Annotated in this window: 15 protein-coding genes; 11 read left to right on the top strand and 4 right to left on the bottom strand. The window is 71.6% G+C overall.

Going from position 1 to position 18,333, the window contains the following annotated elements; translation table 11 throughout:
• From IEJ02_RS49495 to IEJ02_RS46195, 5 genes are all read left to right on the top strand, one after another.
• Positions 1 to 416: helix-turn-helix domain-containing protein (locus tag IEJ02_RS49495; protein ID WP_223865537.1), on the top strand; the 416-nt coding region annotated here is incomplete at its 5' end.
• A 144-nt stretch (positions 417 to 560) separates the two neighbouring features.
• Positions 561 to 1,754 (top strand): cytochrome P450, encoded by a 1,194-nt coding sequence (locus tag IEJ02_RS46210; protein WP_191070270.1) that lies wholly within the window; start codon positions 561 to 563, stop codon positions 1,752 to 1,754.
• Between the two features lie 49 nt (positions 1,755 to 1,803).
• A complete protein-coding gene (locus tag IEJ02_RS46205) occupies positions 1,804 to 1,998 on the top strand; it encodes a ferredoxin (protein WP_191070273.1) in 195 nt (64 codons plus the stop codon).
• Positions 1,999 to 2,077: 79 nt separating this feature from the next.
• Positions 2,078 to 3,142: a 3-dehydroquinate synthase family protein gene (locus IEJ02_RS46200; RefSeq protein WP_137976791.1), complete on the top strand. Its 1,065-nt coding sequence runs from the start codon at positions 2,078 to 2,080 to the stop codon at positions 3,140 to 3,142.
• A 296-nt stretch (positions 3,143 to 3,438) separates the two neighbouring features.
• Positions 3,439 to 6,228, top strand: coding sequence for a helix-turn-helix transcriptional regulator (locus IEJ02_RS46195; RefSeq protein ID WP_317986092.1), 2,790 nt, complete (start codon positions 3,439 to 3,441; stop codon positions 6,226 to 6,228).
• Positions 6,229 to 6,294: 66 nt separating this feature from the next.
• Here IEJ02_RS46195 and IEJ02_RS46190 read toward each other — a convergent pair whose 3' ends face one another.
• Entirely contained in the window at positions 6,295 to 6,951 is a 657-nt protein-coding gene (locus IEJ02_RS46190) for a class I SAM-dependent methyltransferase (protein WP_137976788.1), read from the bottom strand.
• A 242-nt stretch (positions 6,952 to 7,193) separates the two neighbouring features.
• On the opposite strand from IEJ02_RS46190, the gene IEJ02_RS46185 reads away from it, so the two are divergent.
• Genes IEJ02_RS46185 through IEJ02_RS46160 form a run of 6 tightly spaced genes read left to right on the top strand, consistent with a single transcriptional unit; the run spans position 7,194 to position 12,981 of the window.
• Positions 7,194 to 8,060, top strand: a complete 867-nt coding sequence (locus tag IEJ02_RS46185) for a 3-hydroxyacyl-CoA dehydrogenase family protein (RefSeq protein ID WP_191070268.1) — start codon at positions 7,194 to 7,196, stop codon at positions 8,058 to 8,060.
• Positions 8,057 to 8,332 carry an acyl carrier protein gene (locus IEJ02_RS46180; RefSeq protein ID WP_137976786.1) on the top strand — a complete coding sequence of 92 codons (276 nt, stop codon included), beginning with the start codon at positions 8,057 to 8,059 and terminating at the stop codon, positions 8,330 to 8,332. The genes IEJ02_RS46185 and IEJ02_RS46180 overlap by 4 nt, the downstream gene beginning before the upstream one ends.
• Positions 8,329 to 9,462 carry an acyl-CoA dehydrogenase family protein gene (locus tag IEJ02_RS46175; protein ID WP_191070267.1) on the top strand — a complete coding sequence of 378 codons (1,134 nt, stop codon included), beginning with the start codon at positions 8,329 to 8,331 and terminating at the stop codon, positions 9,460 to 9,462. The genes IEJ02_RS46180 and IEJ02_RS46175 overlap by 4 nt, the downstream gene beginning before the upstream one ends.
• Complete coding sequence (locus tag IEJ02_RS46170) at positions 9,459 to 10,577, top strand: HAD-IIIC family phosphatase (RefSeq protein ID WP_191070266.1); 1,119 nt, start codon at positions 9,459 to 9,461, stop codon at positions 10,575 to 10,577. Before IEJ02_RS46175 ends, IEJ02_RS46170 begins: the two co-directional genes overlap by 4 nt.
• 51 nt (positions 10,578 to 10,628) lie before the next feature.
• Positions 10,629 to 12,689 carry a carbamoyltransferase family protein gene (locus tag IEJ02_RS46165; protein WP_191070265.1) on the top strand — a complete coding sequence of 687 codons (2,061 nt, stop codon included), beginning with the start codon at positions 10,629 to 10,631 and terminating at the stop codon, positions 12,687 to 12,689.
• Positions 12,690 to 12,693: 4 nt separating this feature from the next.
• Entirely contained in the window at positions 12,694 to 12,981 is a 288-nt protein-coding gene (locus IEJ02_RS46160; protein WP_191070264.1) for an O-linked N-acetylglucosamine transferase, read from the top strand.
• Positions 12,982 to 13,095: 114 nt separating this feature from the next.
• On the opposite strand, the gene mhpA is transcribed toward IEJ02_RS46160, so the two are convergent.
• From mhpA to IEJ02_RS46145, 3 genes are all read right to left on the bottom strand, one after another.
• A complete protein-coding gene (gene mhpA, locus IEJ02_RS46155; RefSeq protein ID WP_223865535.1) occupies positions 13,096 to 14,733 on the bottom strand; it encodes a bifunctional 3-(3-hydroxy-phenyl)propionate/3-hydroxycinnamic acid hydroxylase MhpA in 1,638 nt (545 codons plus the stop codon).
• The gene (locus IEJ02_RS46150; protein ID WP_317986091.1) at positions 14,730 to 15,515 is read right to left on the bottom strand and encodes an arylamine N-acetyltransferase family protein; all 786 of its coding nucleotides are present in this window, start codon (positions 15,513 to 15,515) and stop codon (positions 14,730 to 14,732) included. The genes mhpA and IEJ02_RS46150 overlap by 4 nt, the downstream gene beginning before the upstream one ends.
• On the bottom strand, positions 15,512 to 18,333 hold a 2,822-nt coding region (locus tag IEJ02_RS46145; RefSeq protein WP_191070263.1), incomplete at its 5' end, for a type I polyketide synthase. The genes IEJ02_RS46150 and IEJ02_RS46145, both read right to left, overlap by 4 nt.

Here is an 18,333-nt window from a genome sequence, read left to right as displayed (position 1 = left end):
GGGAGACCCAACAGGCGCGCACCACCTGGCATGAGGTGCAGAGGCTGATGGACGAGTGCGGGATGAGCGCCCAGCACGAGAGCCGACGGGAGCTCGTGGTGGACGGCGATGGAAGCGCCGCGAGCGCTCAGCTGTTCGAGGAAGCGGCCGAGCCCGGGGGCGACGATGACGACGCCCCCGGCACAGTGGCCGAGAGCGCCGAGCAACCGGTGCTGTCGGAGGCCGAGTGGCGCGTGGCCACGCTGGCGGCGTCCGGAATGACCAACCGGCAGATCGCCAAGAGTCTGTACATCACCGTCAGCACCGTGGAGCAGCATCTGACCCGCATCTACCGCAAGCTCTCGGTGGGCAACCGGCAGGAGCTCTCGCGTCGTCTGTGGCTGCTCATAGGTGCCACGGGCGCGTCCTCCTGCTGAGCGCGCTCCCGCTGACGGCGCCGCCCCGAGGCAAGGGGGGATAGGGGAGTGGTTAGGGGACTGGGGGGCGGGCGCGCGGACCAGACTTGGCAATCCGTAGGCGGCGCAGTGGTGGCGATGGAGCGACTGACGGGACGGACAGGTATGGACGAGATACGCGACTACCCCGAACTGCGGGCTGCTGCATGCCCGTTCTCACCCCCGCCGGGATACGAGGAGCTGCGCGAGCGGTCCGCCGTCACACGGGTGCGGATGTGGGACGGCAGCACGCCGTTCCTCGTCACCGGCTATCACGAGGCGCGGACCGTGCTCGGCGACGACCGGTTCAGCGCCGACGGCACGCACAAGGCGATGCCCCGCTTCGTGAAGTTCGAGGTGCCGGCCGATGTGTTCAACCTCGGGAGGATGGACGATCCGGAGCACGCCCGGATCCGCCGCATGCTCACCGCGCACTTCACCATCCGGCGCACCGAGGCGATGCGGCCGATGATCCAGGACATCGTGGACGGCCTCCTGGACCGGCTGATCGCCGAGGGGCCGCCGGCCGACCTGGTGGCCGACTTCGCCTTCCCGCTGCCGTCCCAGGTGATCGCCGTGATGCTGGGGGTCTCGGACGCCGACTTCGCCGAGTTCCAGCGGGCGTCACAGGGGGTCATGGACTTCACCGTGTCGACCGAGGAGATGGGCGCGGCGCTCGGCGTGATGGTGGACTACGTCTCCCGGATGTGTGCGGCCAAGCGCGCCGCCCCGGGGGACGACCTCCTCAGCCGGCTCATCGTCGACCAGGAGCTGACGGGCGCGCTCACCCAGCAGCAGGTGGTCGCCACCGCCCTGGTGCTGCTGCTGGCCGGGCACGAGACCACCGCCAACATGATCGCCCTGTCCACCGTCCTGCTGCTGCGCCACCCCGACCAGCTCGCCCGGCTGCGGGCGGACCCCGGGCTGATGCCCAACGCGGTGGACGAACTGCTCCGGTACATCACGATCGTCCAGGAGGGCACCGGACGGGTGGCCATCGAGGACGTCGAGGTCGGCGGCGTGCTCATCCCGGCCGGTGAAGGGGTGATCATCAACCTGCCCAGCGCCAACCGCGATCCCCACTTCGCGGACGCCCACGAGCTGGACCTGAGCCGGCCGAACGCCCGTGAGCACGTCGCCTTCGGCTTCGGCGTGCACCAGTGCCTGGGGCAGACCCTCGCCCGGGTCGAGCTCCAGATCGCCCTGGAGACCCTGCTGCGCCGGCTGCCGACGCTGCGCTTGGAGGTCCCGTTCGAGGACCTGGCGTTCCTGTACGAGTCGATGAACTTCGGCGTCGCCCGTGTGCCCGTCGCCTGGTGACCGCGGACCGGCGGCCGGGCGGACGACAGAAGGAGAGGGGAGCACCATGGTGAAGGTCTCGGTGGATCAGGAGAAGTGCTGCGCGGCCGGACACTGCGCGCTGGCCGCGCCGGAGGTGTTCGACCAGCGGGAGGAGGACGGGGCCGTCGTCCTGCTGGACCCGAAGCCCCCGCTCGCGCTCCGCGACAGCGTCGCCGAGGCGTCGTTCCTCTGCCCGGCAGCCGCGATCACGGTAGAGGATTAGGGCAAAGCGCTCCACACCCAATCGCGGCCCCGGCGAGACGGCTTCTCGCCGGGGCCGCGCGAGCGAGGGGAAGGCAGTCTTGACCACGTCGACTTCCAGTCCGGCCGCCAGTTCCGCGTCTGCTTCCCGGCAGGTCACCGTCGGGCTGGCCGAACGCTCGTACACCGTCCACATCGGACACGGTGTGCAGCGGCTGCTCCCGCAGGTGGTGGCCGCCCTGGGCGCGCGCAAGGCGGTGGTGGTCACCGCGCGGCCCCCCGAGCGGACCCCCGACCCGGGAGTGCCCTCGCTCGTCGTGCGGGCGCGCGACGGGGAGGAGGCCAAGGACCTGGCCGCCGTGACGGACCTGTGCCGCCGGTTCGTCGGGTTCGGGCTGACCCGCTCGGATGTGGTGGTGTCCTGCGGCGGCGGCACCACGACCGACACGGTGGGCCTGGCCGCCGCCCTCTACCACCGGGGCACACCGGTGGTCCACGTGCCGACCTCGCTGCTGGCCCAGGTGGACGCGAGCGTCGGCGGGAAGACCGCGGTCAATCTGCCCGAGGGCAAGAACCTGGTCGGTGCCTACTGGCAGCCCGCGGCCGTGCTCTGCGACCTCGACCACCTGGACACCCTGCCCGAACGAGAGTGGCGCAACGGCCTCGGTGAGATCGCCCGCTGCCACTTCATCGGCGCGCCCGATCTCGACCGGCTGCCGCTGCTCGACCAGATCGCGGCCAGTGTGACGCTCAAGGCGGGCGTCGTCGCCGCGGACGAACGCGACTCGGGCCCGCGTCACCTCCTCAACTACGGCCACACCCTGGGGCATGCCCTGGAACGTGCCACCGGGTTCGCACTGCGGCACGGGGAGGGCGTGGCCATCGGCACGGTGTTCGCCGGACGGCTCGCCGGCGCGCTGGGGCGTATCGGCCCGGAGCGGGTCGCCGAGCACCGCGACGTGGTCGCGCGCTACGGCCTGCCGACCGGGCTGCCCCCGCATGTCTCCGTCCCCGAGCTGGTGGAGCTGATGCGCCTGGACAAGAAGGCCACCGACGGGCTGACGTTCGTCCTGGACGGACCCGAGGGGCCCGGACTGGTGCGCGGGATCGCCGAGGAGACCGTCAGCGCCACCCTCGCGGAGATGCCCCGCGAGCCGGAAGGATGATACGCCGCGAGCCGGAGGGGCGATGTGCCGCGAGCCGGAATCGCCATAGGCCACGGGTATTCGGCCCGTTCGCTTTAGGGGCACACGTTCCCGGTAGGGGGTTGACCACCCGGCGCGCGCCCTGGATAACAGAACGGTCCGGCGCGTAAAACGAGATGCGTCGGGGTCGGCTAGGGGGCGGAGGTTCCGGTAGGGGTTGATGCTGGTACGGGCGTGCTGATGGAATCGTTTCCCGATCAACGTTTGGTCTGACCAAGGGCCGCGAGTCCGCATTTCGTCGACCTCGATCGGGGACCATGAACATGCCCTACAGCTATGCCATGCCGGTGAATACCGAGCGGAATTCCCGTCCGACGGAGAGGATAGGGAATGCCGCGGCGCACCTCGGACATCCATTCGGTGACTCTTCGGTGCGGCCCGGGCAGGCCCTTCTCGTGGACGGACCGCTGGCCTGCGGAAAGACGACCCTGCTCCGGTCGTTCGCCGAGCGAGCCGCGGAGGCCGACTGTCTCGCCGTCACGGCGACGTGTTCGCCCAGCGAACGGGACCTCCCCTTCGGCGTCGTCTCCCAACTGGCCCGGGGCGTCTGGAAGTCACCGGGCGGGCTGCCCGAGGTGCCGGGGCTGTCGGCCATCCTCCACGGGACCAGTGATCCGGCGGACCAGGCCGAGATCGCCCGGCTGTGCCATCGGCTGTGCACCTCGCTGATCGACCATGCGGAGCACACGCCGCTGCTGCTCGCCGTGGACGATGTGCGGCACAGCGACGGGCCTTCCGCGCACTTCCTCCTCCAACTGGTGCGGCGCCTGGATTCGGCACGGATCGCGGCCGTGTTCACCGACGACCTGAGCCTGCCCGCGCCGTCCCTGCCGCTCCGCTACGAACTGCTGCGCTCCCAGAGCCTGCACCGCATCGGCCTGGGCCCGCTCTCCCGCGAGCAAGTGGCCGAGGTGGTCGTGGCGGAGCTGGGCGAGACCGCGAGCCACCGCGCAGGAGACGTCTACGCCGCCACCGGTGGCAACCGGCTGCTGCTGCACACCTTGCTGTCCGACTACCGCGAGCACGGCGAGCCCCGCCAGGCCGGCTACGGCCAGTCCTTCCTGAGCTGTCTGCACCGCAATGAGCCGATCTTCCTGGACGTGGTGCGCGCCCTGGCCGTGGCGGGCGCCTCCCTGCCCGCCACCGACCTCGCCTGGCTGACCGGACACGAGCCCGAGCCCATCAGCCAGGTGCTGGCGGCGCTGACCGGGGCCGGGCTGATGGACGAGGGCGCGTTCCGGCACGAGGTGGCACGGCTCGGCGTGCTCAACGACATGCCGGCGCAGGCGCGCAGGACCCTCCACCAGCGGGCCGCTCGGCTGCTGCACGACCAGGGCAGGCCCGCCACCACGATCGCCCGCCACCTGGTGCGCGCCGGGCAGATCCCCGACTCCTGGCCGGCGGAGGTGCTGCTGGAGGTGGCCGAGCAGGTGGCGGTGGGCGAAGAGCCGTCCATCGCCGTCGACTTGCTGGAGCAGTCCTTCGCGCAGTGCCCGCACGAAGACCGGCGCGCCGCACTCCAGGCCAAACTCGCCGAGGCGGAATGGAAGATCAACCCCTCCACCGCCACCCGCCACCACGCACCGCTCTACGGCGCCGTCCGTGCCGGCCGCCTCGGCCTCCCCGACAGCGTCACCCTCCTCATGCAGCTCCTGTGGAAGGGCGGCCTGACCGACGTGGAGGGGCTGCTCGCCCATCTGCGCGGCGACCCCGCCGCCACGGACCAGCTGCACGCCATCGAGGCGGCGCTCACCTGCACCTACCCCTGGCTGGCCGAGCGCCGGACCGCCCCGGCGCACCACGGTGGCTCCGCGGTCACGCGGGCGGCGGTGTGGCCCCGGGCCGGTACGGTGCTGGCGGACGTGCTCACCGGCGGGCAGACCCACGACACCGTGCGGCGCGCCGAGGAGGTACTGCGCGAACTGCAACTCGGCCACGACCCGGCATGCCAGGAGCAGGCGGGGCTGTTCGCCCTGCTCGCACTGGTCTACGGCGGCCGGCTCGACCTCGCGTCCGCCTGGTGCGAGGGCGCGCTCGGCGAGACCGGCGCCGGACCGCACGTCCCCATGCGGCAGGCGGTGCTGGCGGCGGCCAGGTCGGAGATCGCCCTGCGCCGCGGTGACCTCGCCGAGGCCGCGGAGCGGGCCCGGGCCGCCCTCACCCACGCCTCACCCGGCGCGTGGGGCGTGGCCGTCGGGCTGCCGCTCGGCTCCCTCATCCTGGCGTGCACACGGATGGGCCGGCACGAGGAGGCGGGGTTCCACGTCGCGCAGACCGTGCCCAACGCCATGTTCAAGAGCTCCTACGGGCTGCACTACCTGTACGCCCGAGGCCACTACTTCCTCGCGGCCAACCGCCACCAGGCGGCCCTCGCGGACTTCCTGCTGTGCGGTGAGCTGCTCACCGACTGGGGTCTGAGCAGCGGCTGCGACCCGGTGCCATGGCGGATCGGGGCGGCGGAGGCATGGCTCGCACAGGGCAACCACGACCAGGCCCGGATCCTGGTCTACCAGCAGCTCAGCCGTCCGCACACGGACGGTGCCCGGGCCCGCGGGCAGTCGCTGCGCCTCCTGGCGGCCACCAGCTCGGCCAAGCGGCGGCCGCAGTTGCTGGGGGAGGCGGTGGGGCTGTTCACCGAGCAGGAGGACAAGTACGAGCTGGCCCGCACGCTGTGGGACCTCAGCCAGGCGTACCACGCGCTCGGCGAGAAGAAGCAGGCCCGCCGGACCATGCGCCGGGCCTGGCACGTGGCGAAGATGTGCGAAGCGGCGTCGCTGTACGAGGAGTGGCTGCCGGCCGACGACCCGTCCCAGGCCACGGTGCTGATGCCGAAGTCGGTCACCGGGATCGAGCGGTTGACGCACTCCGAACGGCGGGTCGCGTCGCTGGCCGCCATGGGCTACACCAACCGGGAGATCGCCGGGAAGCTGTACGTCACGGCCAGCACCGTGGAGCAGCATCTGACCCGGGTGTTCCGCAAACTGGACATCAAGCACCGGGAGCAGCTGCCCACCGAACTCTACGCCGACCGCATGGAGTTGGCGTGACGACGGACGGCCGTGTCCCGGGAGGCCCCGGGACACGGCCGTCGTGGCTGTGCGGTGCGGGCGGTGTCAGCGCTTGACCGCGAGCGTGATGCCATCACCCATGGTGAGCATGGTGATCTCGACGCGCGTGTCCTCGCGCAGCAGCTTGTTCACCTCGCGCAGGGCGGTGGTGTCGGCGTCCTGCGCGGCCGGGTCCGTCACCCGGCCGAAGAAGAGGGTGTTGTCCAGGACGATGAGCCCGCCGCGCCGGAGCAGCGCCAGCGACTCCTCGTAGTAGTGGGCGTATCCGGTCTTGTCCGCGTCGATGAAGACCAGGTCGAACTCCCGGCCCTCCCGCCGCAGTCCGGCCAGGGTGTCCTTCGCGTCACCGATGCGCACATCGATGCGGTCCGCCACTCCGGCCCGCTCCCAGAACGGGCGGCCGAGCCCCGGCCACTTCGGCGTGATGTCGCAGGTGATCAGCGCGCCGTCGGCCGGCAGCGCCCGCGCCATGCACAGTGTGCTGTATCCGGTGAAGGTGCCGATCTCCAGCACCGCACGGGCGCCGACGAGCCGCACCAGCAGCCCGAGGAGCTGGCCCTCCTCGGGCATCACCTGCATGGCCTGTGCGGCCGGCAGACCGGCGGTCTCCGCCCGCAGCCCGGCCAGGACCTCGTCATCGCGCAGGGACAGTTCCCGTACATAGCCGAGAATTTCCTCGGTCACATCGACTTGCTGAGCCATCGGATTGCCGCACCCCGCAAAGGTGAAAGGGAAGGTCCAGAGAAAGTCAATGCGACCGATGCTATGAATCTGCCGACGCGGCGCGCAATGGCCTCTTCCAGAATTCCGGCACTCATATTCCGGCTGAGGGGGGTCTAGGGGGGATCCTTAGGGGATTTGCGCGATCGCCCGGAGAATATCGTGAACGCGGAAGCGCGTGTCATGGTCGGCACGTTGTTCACAACGCGCTGCGGAGGCGATGAATGAGCGGACATGCGGAAGCGCCGCGGCTGATGGTGCTGGGCGCAGGAACGATGGGACTGGGAATCACCTCGCTCGCCGTCGGCCACGGAATCCCGGTGACGGTCGTCGAGGTGGACGAGGCCAGGGCCGGCCGGACGCGGGCCGCCGTCACCGAACGGCTCCGCATGGCCCAGCTCATGGGAGCCCTGCCGGCCGGCCGCCCGCGGGGCGAGCTGACGGTCACCGGGTCCCCGGCCGACGGCCGGGACGCCACCGCCGTGGTGGAGGCCGTCACCGAGGACATCCCCACCAAGGCCAAGGTGCTCGAGGCGGTCGCCGGGCTCACCGGAGCCCAGGTGCCGCTGATCTCGAACACCTCGTCCATCCCGATCGACGAACTGGCCGGTTTCATCGCCGATCCGGCGCGGCTGGTCGGCACCCACTTCATGAACCCGCCCTATCTGATCCCCACGGTGGAGGTGATCCGCGGCCCCCGTACCGGGGAGGCGGTGATGACCGCCGTGACGGATCTGCTGCGTGTGCTGGAGCGCAAGCCGGTCGTCGTCGGCGACGGGCCGGGGTTCGTCACCAGCCGGGTGCTGCACCCGATGATCAACGACGCGATCCGGGTGGTGCAGGAGGGCACGGCGACCGTGGAGGCCGTGGACGACCTCATGCGGGAGTGCCTCGGCCACCGCACCGGGCCGCTGCGCACCGCGGATCTGATCGGCCTGGACAACCTCGCCGACTCGCTGCGCGTGCTACAGATACGCACCGGAGACTCCCGGTGCGCGCCGAGTGAATTGCTGCTGGAGAAGGTCCGCGACGGCCACTTGGGCCGCAAGTCGGGCCGCGGGTTCTACGCATACGGGAAGGAACTGGCGTGACCATCTCATCGAAGCCGGGCAGCCACACCGCCGAGACGGTGGCGCAGGAGGTGCAGCGGTTCCTCGAACAGCGCACCAAGCAGACCTGGGACCCGGACACCGATCTGTTCAGCAGCGGCGCCGTGTCCTCGATGTTCGCCATGGAGCTGGTCGTGCACCTGGAGTCGTCCTTCGACGTGGTGATCAGCGGCCCCGACCTGGCGCTGGACAACTTCCGCACGGTGAACGCGATGACCGCGATGGTCCTTCGGCTGCGCGAGGCACAGCCGTGACCGACGCCGCCACCAGCCACGCGGAACTGGTCAGCGGATTGATCGGCGACCGGGCCGACGCCTGGGACGTGGCCGGGGAGCTGCCCCGCGACCTGCTGGTCAAACTCGGCGCCTCCGGAGTGCTGTGCGCACAGGTCGGCCCCGAACACGGCGGCACCGGCCTGGACAGCCGGGCCAACGGGGAGCTCACCGCGCGGGTCGGCGCCCGGTGCAGCTCCCTGCGCAGCGTGATGACCTCGCAGGGCATGGCGGCCTGGACCGTGCGGAGGCTCGGCGGCCCGGAGCAGTGGGACACCTTCCTGCCCCGGCTGACCTCCGGCGACCTGGCGGCGGTCGCGTTCAGCGAGCCCGGGGCGGGCAGCGACCTGTCGGCCATGGAGACCGAGATCGCCGACGACGGCGCACACGTGGTCGTCACCGGGCGGAAGGTGTGGATCACCGCAGCCCACTACGCCGATCTGCTGGTGGTGTTCGGGACATACCGGGGCGGTGCCACGGCCGTGGTCGTTCCCGCCGGGGCCCCCGGGGTCCGCATCACACGGGTGCCGAACCCGCTGGGCTGCCGCGCCGCCGGCCACGCGGACATCACCCTGGACGCGGTCCGGGTGCCCGCCGACCACGTACTCGGTGGCACCGGGCTGCCGCTGCCGCTCGCGACCACCGCCGCGCTCACCTACGGGCGGATGTCCGTGGCGTGGGGGTGTGTCGGCATCCTGCGCGCATGCCTGGACGCCGCCGCGGCGCACACCGCCACCCGGGAGCAGTCCGGCCGCGTACTCGCCGAGCACCAGTTGGTGGCCCGGCACCTGGCCGAGCTGTATGTCGCGGAGCGACACGCCACCCGGGCCTGCGAACACGCCAGCGCCTCCTGGGACACCGGCTCGCCCGACATGGCGGTGGACGCGGTGCACGCGAAGTACGTGGCCTCGCGCGAGGCGGCCGAGGGCGCGGCCCGCGCCGTACAGCTCCTGGCGTCCGCCGCGGCCTCCGACGGCCATGTGGTGGCCCGGGCGTACCGCGACGCGAAGCTGATGGAGGTCATCGAGGGCACCAGCGAGATCTGCCAGCTCATCCTGGCCCAGCACACGCGGAAGCCGACCCAGCACACCCGGAGGAAGGTGCAAGTATGACGGAGGGGAAGCCCGTGAGCGGGAGCGAGCCGCCGACGGCCGTCAAATGTCTGGTCTGGGACCTGGACAACACCCTGTGGCGCGGCACCCTGCTCGAGGACGGCGAGGTGCTGCCGTTCGAGTGGGTGCGCGATGTCATCACCACCCTCGACGAGCGTGGCATCCTCCAGTCGGTCGCCAGCAAGAACGACCACGACCACGCCTGGGCGCGCCTGGAGGCGCTGGGCCTCGCCGAGTACTTCGTCCTGCCGCACATCAGCTGGGGGCCCAAGTCGGAGGCGGTGCGCGCGATCGCGGAGCGGCTGAACTTCGCGCACCGCACCATGGCCTTCGTGGACGACCAGCCGGCCGAACGAGCCGAGGTCGCGTACCGGCTCCCCGAGGTGCGCTGCTACCCGGCCGAGGACGTGGCCGGGCTCACCGGACTGCCCGAGTTCAGCCCCGCCGTGGTCACCGTGGACTCGCGGCAGCGCCGGACCATGTACCAGTCGGGGTTCCGCCGGGACGCCGAGCGGGCCGAGTTCAGCGGCCCCGACGAGGAGTTCCTGCGCACCCTGGACATCCGGATGGCCATCGCCCGCGCCACCGAGCGGGAGCTGTCCCGGGTCGAGGAACTGACCCTGCGCACCAGCCAGATGAACGCCACCGGGGTGCACTACCCCGACTCCGTACTGCGCGGACTGCTCACCGACCCCGCCCACGAGGTGTTGGTCATCACGATGGCCGACCGGTTCGGCCCGCACGGGGCCGTCGGCATCGTGCTGCTGGAGAGGCACCCGAAGGTGTGGCATCTGAAACTGCTCGCCACCTCCTGCCGAGTGGTCTCCTACGGTGCCGGGTCCACCGTGCTGAACTGGCTGGCCGATCAGGCGGCGCGGGCCGGAGTGCATCTGGCCGCCGACTTCCGGCGCACCGACCGCAACCGGATGATGGAGGTCGCCTACCGCTTCGCCGGGTTCGCCGACACCACCTGCGGGTGCACCTCCGCCCTCGCGGTTCCCGGCGAGGAGGGGGTCGAACGCCTCCACCTCACCCCCGCGGTCCAGCCGGCCCCGACGACGCTGCGGCTGACCGCGCCTGAACTCGCCGACGCGGCGCTGCCGCACTCCCGCTGACCGGCGGGTGCTTCCGCCCCGGATCCTCGCGTTCGCCTCTGACTGGTTTGGGTGATCACTGTGCTTGTGCTCGGGCTCAACGGCAACTTCTCCGCCGCGGACACCGATGTGGTGCCGCAGCTGGGCGAGGTCTTCTTCCACGACTCGGCGGCCTCCTTGATCCGCGACGGCGAACTCGTGGCCGCGGTGGAGGAGGAGCGGCTCAACCGGATCAAAAAGACGACGAAATTTCCCCTCAACGCGGTCCGCGAGTGCCTGGCCCTGGCCGGTGCGCGGCCCGAGGACGTCGACGCGGTCGGCTACTACTTTCCCGAGAACCACATCGACACCGTCCTCAACCACCTCTACACCGAATATCCGCGGGTGCCGCTGCGCTACTCCCGGGAGCTGATCCGGGAGCGGCTGAAGGAGGGCCTGGACTGGGACCTGCCGGACGAGAAGCTGGTGTACGTACCGCACCACGAGGCACACGCGTACTCCTCGTATCTGCACTCCGGCATGGACTCGGCCCTGGTCCTGGTGCTGGACGGGCGTGGCGAGCTGCACTCCGGCACCGTCTACCGGGCCGAGGGCACACATCTGGAGAAGCTGGCCGACTACCCCGTGCCCAAGTCACTGGGCGGGCTCTATCTGAACGCCACCTATCTGCTCGGCTACGGCTTCGGCGACGAGTACAAGGTGATGGGCCTGGCCCCCTGGGGCAACCCCGAGACCTACCGCGACACCTTCTCCAAGCTCTACACCCTCCACGACAACGGCGAGTACGAACTGCACGGCAACATCATGGTGCCGAACCTGGTCAGCCCGCTGTTCTACGCCGAGGGCTTCCGCCCGCGCCGCAAGGGCGAGCCGTTCACCCAAGAGCACCGCGACTTCGCCGCCGCGCTCCAGGAGACGGTCGAGAAGATCGTGCTCCACATCCTCCAGCACTGGGCGAAGACCAGTGGCCTGTCGCGCCTGTGCTTCGGCGGCGGCGTCGCCCACAACTCCAGCCTCAACGGTCTGATCCTGAAATCCGGGCTGTTCGACGAGGTGTTCGTGCACCCCGCCTCGCACGACGCGGGCGCGGGCGAGGGCGCCGCCTACGCCGCGGCGGCCGGCCTCGGCACCCTCCAACGGCCGAAGAAGCGACTGGTCAGCGCGAGCCTCGGCCCGGCGCTGGGCGACCGGGAGCAGATCAGGTCCCGGCTGGCCGACTGGGCGCCGCTGATCGATGTGGAGTTCCCCGACGACGCCGTGGAGACCGCGGCCGGACTCCTCGCCGGGGGAGAGGTGCTCGGCTGGGCGTACGGCCGGTCCGAGTTCGGGCCCCGCGCCCTGGGCCACCGCAGTATCGTCGCGGACGCACGCCCCGAGGAGAACCGCACCCGCATCAACGCGATGGTGAAGAAGCGCGAGGGCTTCCGCCCGTTCGCCCCCGTCGTGACCGCCGAAGCCGCCCCCGACTACTTCGACCTCTCCGGCGCGGAGGGCCACCACGAGTTCATGTCCTTCGTGGTGCCGGTGCTGCCGCAGCGGCGTACCGAGCTCGGCGCGGTCACCCACGTGGACGGCACCGCCCGGGTGCAGGTCGTCTCGGTCGAGTCGGGCGAGCGGTTCCACCGCCTGGTGCGCCGGTTCGGCGAGCTGACCGGCACCCCGGTGCTCCTCAACACCTCCTTCAACAACAACGCCGAACCCATCGTGCAGAGCCTCGACGACGTGGTGACCAGCTTCCTGACCACCGATCTGGACGCCCTGGTGGTGGAGGACTGCCTGGTGCGCGCCAAGCCCTCGCCCGACCTGGGCGCCCTGGTGCCGCGATTCCGCCCGGTGACCCGGCTGGTCGAGCGCACGGCGGCCGGTCCGGACGCCTCGGCGGGAGCGAAGACCCATGAGATCTCCCTCGACTACGACGGAGGCCCGACCGCGAAGGTGTCGCCCGAGCTGTACGAACTGCTCGGCGCGGTGGACGGCACCACCACGCTCGGGGACCTGGCCAAGACCGTCGTGGGCGGGCTGTCGGAGGCACTGGCCACCGAGGTGTTCGGCCTGTGGGAGCAGCGGTTCCTCACCCTGGCCCCGGCCGGGGGCACAGGGCCCTCGGCGGACGACGCCGCGCGGGGGCGCTGACCCGATGGCGGCGGACCCGATCACCGAAGTGCACCGGGAGATCACCCGGCTGCTGACGAAACTGGGCCGAGACTCCGGCACCCGCCCGGACGCCCTCGTGGAGGCGTGCGTCGCCTGCCTGGAGGCCGCCCAGTGCACCTCGGCCGCCGCCACCGGCCGGGAACACCCATACACCGGCGCCCAGGAGGCGCTGCACGCGGTCAACGCGGCGGCCCTGGCCATCAGATACGCCCTGGTCAAGGCGGGTGACGAACGCCGCCGCGCGGCACGGGCGGGCGAGGGCGTCACCTGAACGCTCCGCTGGGTGTGCCGTGGTACCGCGGCCCTCCAGGGTGCGAAACCAACTGGTCCCTTTCCCCGAGCGGCTCGGGGGAAGGGACCAGTCGTGTCCAGGCGTGGGAGCGCCCTACGACAGGGCGGGGGGCGGGCTCAGCTGTGTTGCCAGGTCGTCCACCAGCACGGGGAGTTCGTCTTCGTCCCTCGCGATGCCGAACAGGTAGAAGTCCGGGCGTACCAGCACCGCCAGCGCGTCCATCTCCGACAGGTAGGGCAGGTACCGGCCCTCCACGTCCAGTGTGTCCCGTGGCCTCAAGGAAGCCGTGGGCGTGTCCGCGGGGACCATGCGCACCAGGCGGGTGCCGATGCTGTCGAGGAACTTCAGGCGTCGCGCGTCCAGTGCCGGGACCACGTCCTCGGTGTGGAGGAGGACGAAGCCGGTGCCCACCACGTCGTCGAAGAGGCCGGTGGTCCCCGCGCGGCGCACTCGCCACTGGGGGCCCGCCTGGCCGGCGTACGGTGCGGGGCGGCCCTGGTCGTCCCGGTGCAGCAGCCCGTCCACGAGCGGCTTCACCACGGAGCGGCGGGCGGCGCTCGGGCCGATGTTGCGTTTGCGCGCCGCCAGCATGGCCGCGTCGCGGTCCGCCGCCGCGGCGGGGTCCGCCATGCACACCACCCGGCCCAGACCGACCGACATCTCCACCGCGTGCCGCACGTGTGCCCGCCGCTCGGTGGTGTAGGTGTCCAGCAGCGTCGGCGCCGCGTGGCCGCCCAGGACCAGGTCCAGTTTCCAGGCCAGATTGGCCGCGTCACGGAATCCGGAGCACATGCCCTGCCCCGCGAACGGCGGCATGAGGTGTGCCGAGTCCCCGGCCAGCAGCATCCGTCCGGTCCGCCAGCGCTCCGCCCAGCGGGCCTGGAAGGTGTAGACCGCGTGCCGGTCCAGGACGCCGTTGTCGGGCGTCACATCGAACAGCCGCAGCAGTTCCCAGGCGCTCTCCACGGTGCCGAAGTGCTCGGGGTCGTCCGCCGGCACCCGCATGAACTCGTACCGCCGGTGGCCGGGGCCCGCGGACACCGCCGTCCGGGGGCGCGCCGGATCGCAGATCTCCAGGTTGTTCGGCCGGAACTCGCGGTGCTCGTGCAGCCGCACATCGCAGATCAGCCAGTCGTACGAGAAGTCGAGGTCCGTCATGGTGGTGCCGACCCCCGTCCGCACCAGGCTGTTCGCGCCGTCGCAGCCGACCACCCACAGCGCGGTGAGGTCCGTCTTGTCCCCGTCCGGACCGACCACGGTCAACGTCACGTGGTCGCCGTCGTCGGCGAGTCCCACCGCCTCGTATCCGCGCAGGATCCGCAGCGGCGGCAGTGTCGCCCCGTGCTCGATCAGCGCCGACTCCAGGGCCGGTTGATACGCCGACAGCGCCTCCGGCCAGGTGCAGTGGCCACGGTCGGCCACCTCGTGGTCGATCAGCGTCTCGCCCTTCGTGTTCTGCCAGGCGTGGTCCCGCGCGGGTTCGGTGAACTTGTCGAGCGAGTCGCCGATCCCGGCCGAGGCCAGGATGCGCGCGGCCTCGCTGTCGAACCCGACCGCCCGGGGATGCCGGTACGGCTCCGGCCAGCGCTCCACCACCGTCACCCGCCGGCCGCGCTGGGCCAGCAGCACCGACAGCAGCTGGCCCACCGGTCCGTATCCGACGATCAGCACCTCGGCCTCGAGGCCGTCCATTTCCCGCGCGGTGTCCACCGCCGTCTCCTTCCCGCTCATGCGCCCGCCAGGATCAGCTCGACCACGTCCTGGAATTCATCCGCTTTCACCAGCACCTTGGTGCGCTCCACCCCGTCCTCGACGGTGAAGTAGCGCCTGCCGATGAGCACGATCTTTCCGTTGTCCGTGGCCCGGCTGCGGAAGGTGGTTCCGGCGAGCACCGAGTCCTGGGCGTAGTCGTCCAGGCTGTCCAGCCGCACCGCGTCCCAGCCGGAGGGGTCGGCCAGCTCCGGCCGGAACCGGTACACCGGCTGCCAATCGCTCTCCTTGGGCCGCCGTTCCACCACGCGGTAGCCGTCGTGTTCGGTCACGCGGTACGAGCAGCCGTACTGGTGCTGCTCCTCCTCGGACAGGTACAGCGGCTCCGCGTACGACGGCCCGGGGAAGCCGACGTCCACGAGATGGGTCTGCCCATCGAGGTGGACCAGGTCGAAGGTGTGCTCCCGCTCCGGGCCGAAGGTCCCGTTCGCCTGCCGCACCGCCGCGGCCACCATGCGCACGTCGTAGCCGAGTTCCGCCAGCAGCGTGTGGAACAGCCGGTTGAGCTCGTAGCACACTCCGCCATGGCCCTCGGTCACCACATGCTCGAACACCAGGTCCAGCGGGACGTTCGTCAGGTGGCGCGAGGCCGGGAGCCGGTCGGGGGCCGTGGAGTTGTCGTACGGGACCGCCATCAGATGCCGCTTGTGCAGATGGCGGAGGGTGTCGAGGGTCGGTGGGGGCGTCCCCTCCACCCCGATGCGCCGCAGATACTTCGCCACGTCGAACATGCTGTCAGTCACCTCTCCGTGCTCTGGTCGTCGTCTTCCGCCGCTTTCCGGGCTGCCACGGGGCTGTCCGTGGCGGGCGCTTCCAGCGCGAGCTGGTCCTGGAGGTGTTCGGCGGCCATCGACGGGGTGGGGTAGTCGAAGAGCATCGCCGCCGCGAGCTGGAGGCCGGTGGCCGCGTTGAGGCGGTTGCGCAGCTCCACCGCGGTCAGCGAGTCGAACCCGATCTCGAAGAGGGCGTCGTCCGGCCCCACCGCGTCCGGGGTGGCGTGTCCGAGGACGGCCGCCGCTTCGGCACGGACGAGTTCGGTGAGGCGCTGGTGCTGCTGGGTCGGGTCGAGGGCGGCCAGCTGCTGGGCGAGGGACGGGGCGTCGTCCTCGGGCTGGGCCGTGGTGTGGGCGGTGGGGCGGTGGTGGCCGCGTATGAGGGTGCGCAGCAGGGGCGGGAGGGTGTGCGGGCTGGTGTTCTTCTGGAGGGCGGCGAGGTCGAGTGTGAGGGGGACGAGGTGAGGGCGAGGGGTGGCGAGCGCGGTGTCGAGGAGGCGCATGCCGTCGGCGTCGGTCAGGGGGACGACGCCGCTGTCACGGGTGCGTTGCTGCTGGGCGGTGGTCATACCGGCGGTCAGGGCGCTGGTGGTTTCCCACAGGCCCCAGGCGAGGGAGGTGGCGGGGAGCCCGGCGGCGTGGCGCTGCTGGGCGAGGGCGTCGGCGTAGGTGTTGGCGGCGGCGTAGTTGGCCTGGCCGGGGGTGCCGAGGGTGCCGGTGGCGGAGGAGTAGACGACGAAGGCGGCCAGGTCGAGGTCGCGGGTGAGGTCGTGGAGATGGGTGAGGGCGTCCACCTTGGGGCGCAGGACGGTGTCGAGGCGCTGCGGGGTGAGGTCGGTGAGCAGGGCGTCGTCGAGGGTCCCCGCGGTGTGGACGACGGCGGTGAGGGGGTGGTCGGCCGGGATGTCGGCGAGGACGGCGGCGAGGTGGTCGCGGTCGGCGGTGTCGCAGGCGGCGATGCGGACGTGGGCGCCGGTCTCGGTGAGTTCGGCCAGCTCGCCGGCGAGGTCCGTGGCGCCGGGTGCGTCGGGGCCCTGGCGGCTGACCAGGAGGAGGTGGCGCGCGTGGTGGTGGGTGATGAGGTGGCGGGCGGTGAGGGCGCCCAGGGTTCCGGTGCCTCCGGTGATGAGGACGGTTCCCTCGGGGTCGAGGGTGAGGGGCTCGGGCGTGATGGCGGGTGCGGGCGTCAGATGGGGGGTGTAGGCGGTGGCGTCGCGGAGGGCGAGTTGGGCCTCGGCGGTGGCGAGTGCGGTGGGCAGGGTCCGGTGGGAGTGGTCGTCGGTGTCGATGAGCTGGATACGGCCGGGGTGCTCGGACTGGGCCGAGCGGACCAGGCCCCAGACGGCGGCCGCGGCCGGGTCGGTGACCTCGGCGGTGTCGTGGACGGCCATGGCGCCGTGGGTGAGGACGACCAGGCGGGTGTCCGCGAGTTCGGGCCGGTCCACCCACTGCCGCAGCAGGTCCAGGACCCGGGCGCAGAGCGCGTGCGTACGGTCGATGGGCCCGGCCTTCTCCGGCACCCATGCGGACACGTCGGCGACGAACACGGCGGGCCGCTCCCCGGCCTCCGCGATCTCCACGGCCTCCGCGGCCTCGGAGACATCGGCATGGCCCGGCGGGGAATCCGGGAGTCGGCTCTCCCCGAGCGTGGCCCACCGCGCTTCCGCGGCGTCGAGCCCGCGCTCGGCCCAGTCGACCGCCCACAGCGCATTGCCGCCCGACGAGGCCGACAGGGCGCGCAACTGGTCGGGCGTGGTCTCCCGGAGCTGGAGGGAACCGATCGTGGCCACCGGCACGCCCTGCGGGTCGGTGATCCGTACGCACAGCCCGTCCCCGTCGGACACCGTCGCCCGCACCCGCACGGCGGTGGCGCCCACGGCGTGGAGCCGCACATCGGTCCACGCGAACGGCAGCATCGTGGGCCGCTCACCGTCGGACTGGAAGCAGAAGTTCCCGGCGTGCAGGGTGGCGTCCAGCAACGCCGGGTGGATGCCGAACCGCCCGGCCACCCCGGTCTGCTCCTCCGGCACGGCCACCTCGGCGAACACCTCGTCGTCCCGCTTCCATACCGCCCTCAGACCGCGGAACGCCGGGCCGTACTCGTACCCGACCTCGGCCAGATGCTCGTAGAACCCCTCGAGGGCGACGGGCTCCGAGCCCTCGGGCGGCCATGGCTGAGCGGCCTCGGGCGCCGGGGCTGTGGTGCCGGTAGCCCCTCCGGTGAGGGTGCCGGTGGCGTGTTCGGTCCACTGCCGCGTGCCCTCCGGGCGCGAGTAGACCCCCACCTTGCGGCGCCCGCGGTCCTCGCCGCCGACGAGCACCTGGACGTGCAGGGTGCCCTCGTCCGGCACCGTCATCGGCCGGCTGATGACCAGCTCTTCCAGGATGGGGGTATCCGCCTCGTCCCCGGCGCGCACCGCCAGCTCGACCATGGCCGTACCCGGGAGCAGGACGGTGCCGGAGACGGCGTGGTCGGCCAGCCAGGGATGGCTGCGCACGGAGAGACGTCCGGTGAGCAGCACACCTCCGGTGTCGGGCACGCTCACCACGGCCCCGACCAGCGGATGGCCGGTGTCCTCCAGCCCCACGGCACGGACATCGCCCGGACCGCCGCGGTCCAGCCAGAACGTCTCGTGTTCGAAGGGGTAGGTGGGGAGCGAGGTTCGGGAGGGTTGTGATCCGGTGTACGCGGTGGGCCAGTCCATTGGTGTTCCCCTGGTGGACAGTTCGGCGAGGTGGGTGAGGAAGCGGGTGGGGGTGTCGTCGTCGCGGCGGAGGGTGCCGGTGA

The sequence above is a fragment of the Streptomyces sp. 5-10 genome, from assembly GCF_014712245.1.
In the GTDB taxonomy this organism is placed as follows: Bacteria; Actinomycetota; Actinomycetes; order Streptomycetales; family Streptomycetaceae; genus Streptomyces; species Streptomyces violaceusniger.
This window is presented reverse-complemented; position numbering and strand designations above follow the sequence as displayed.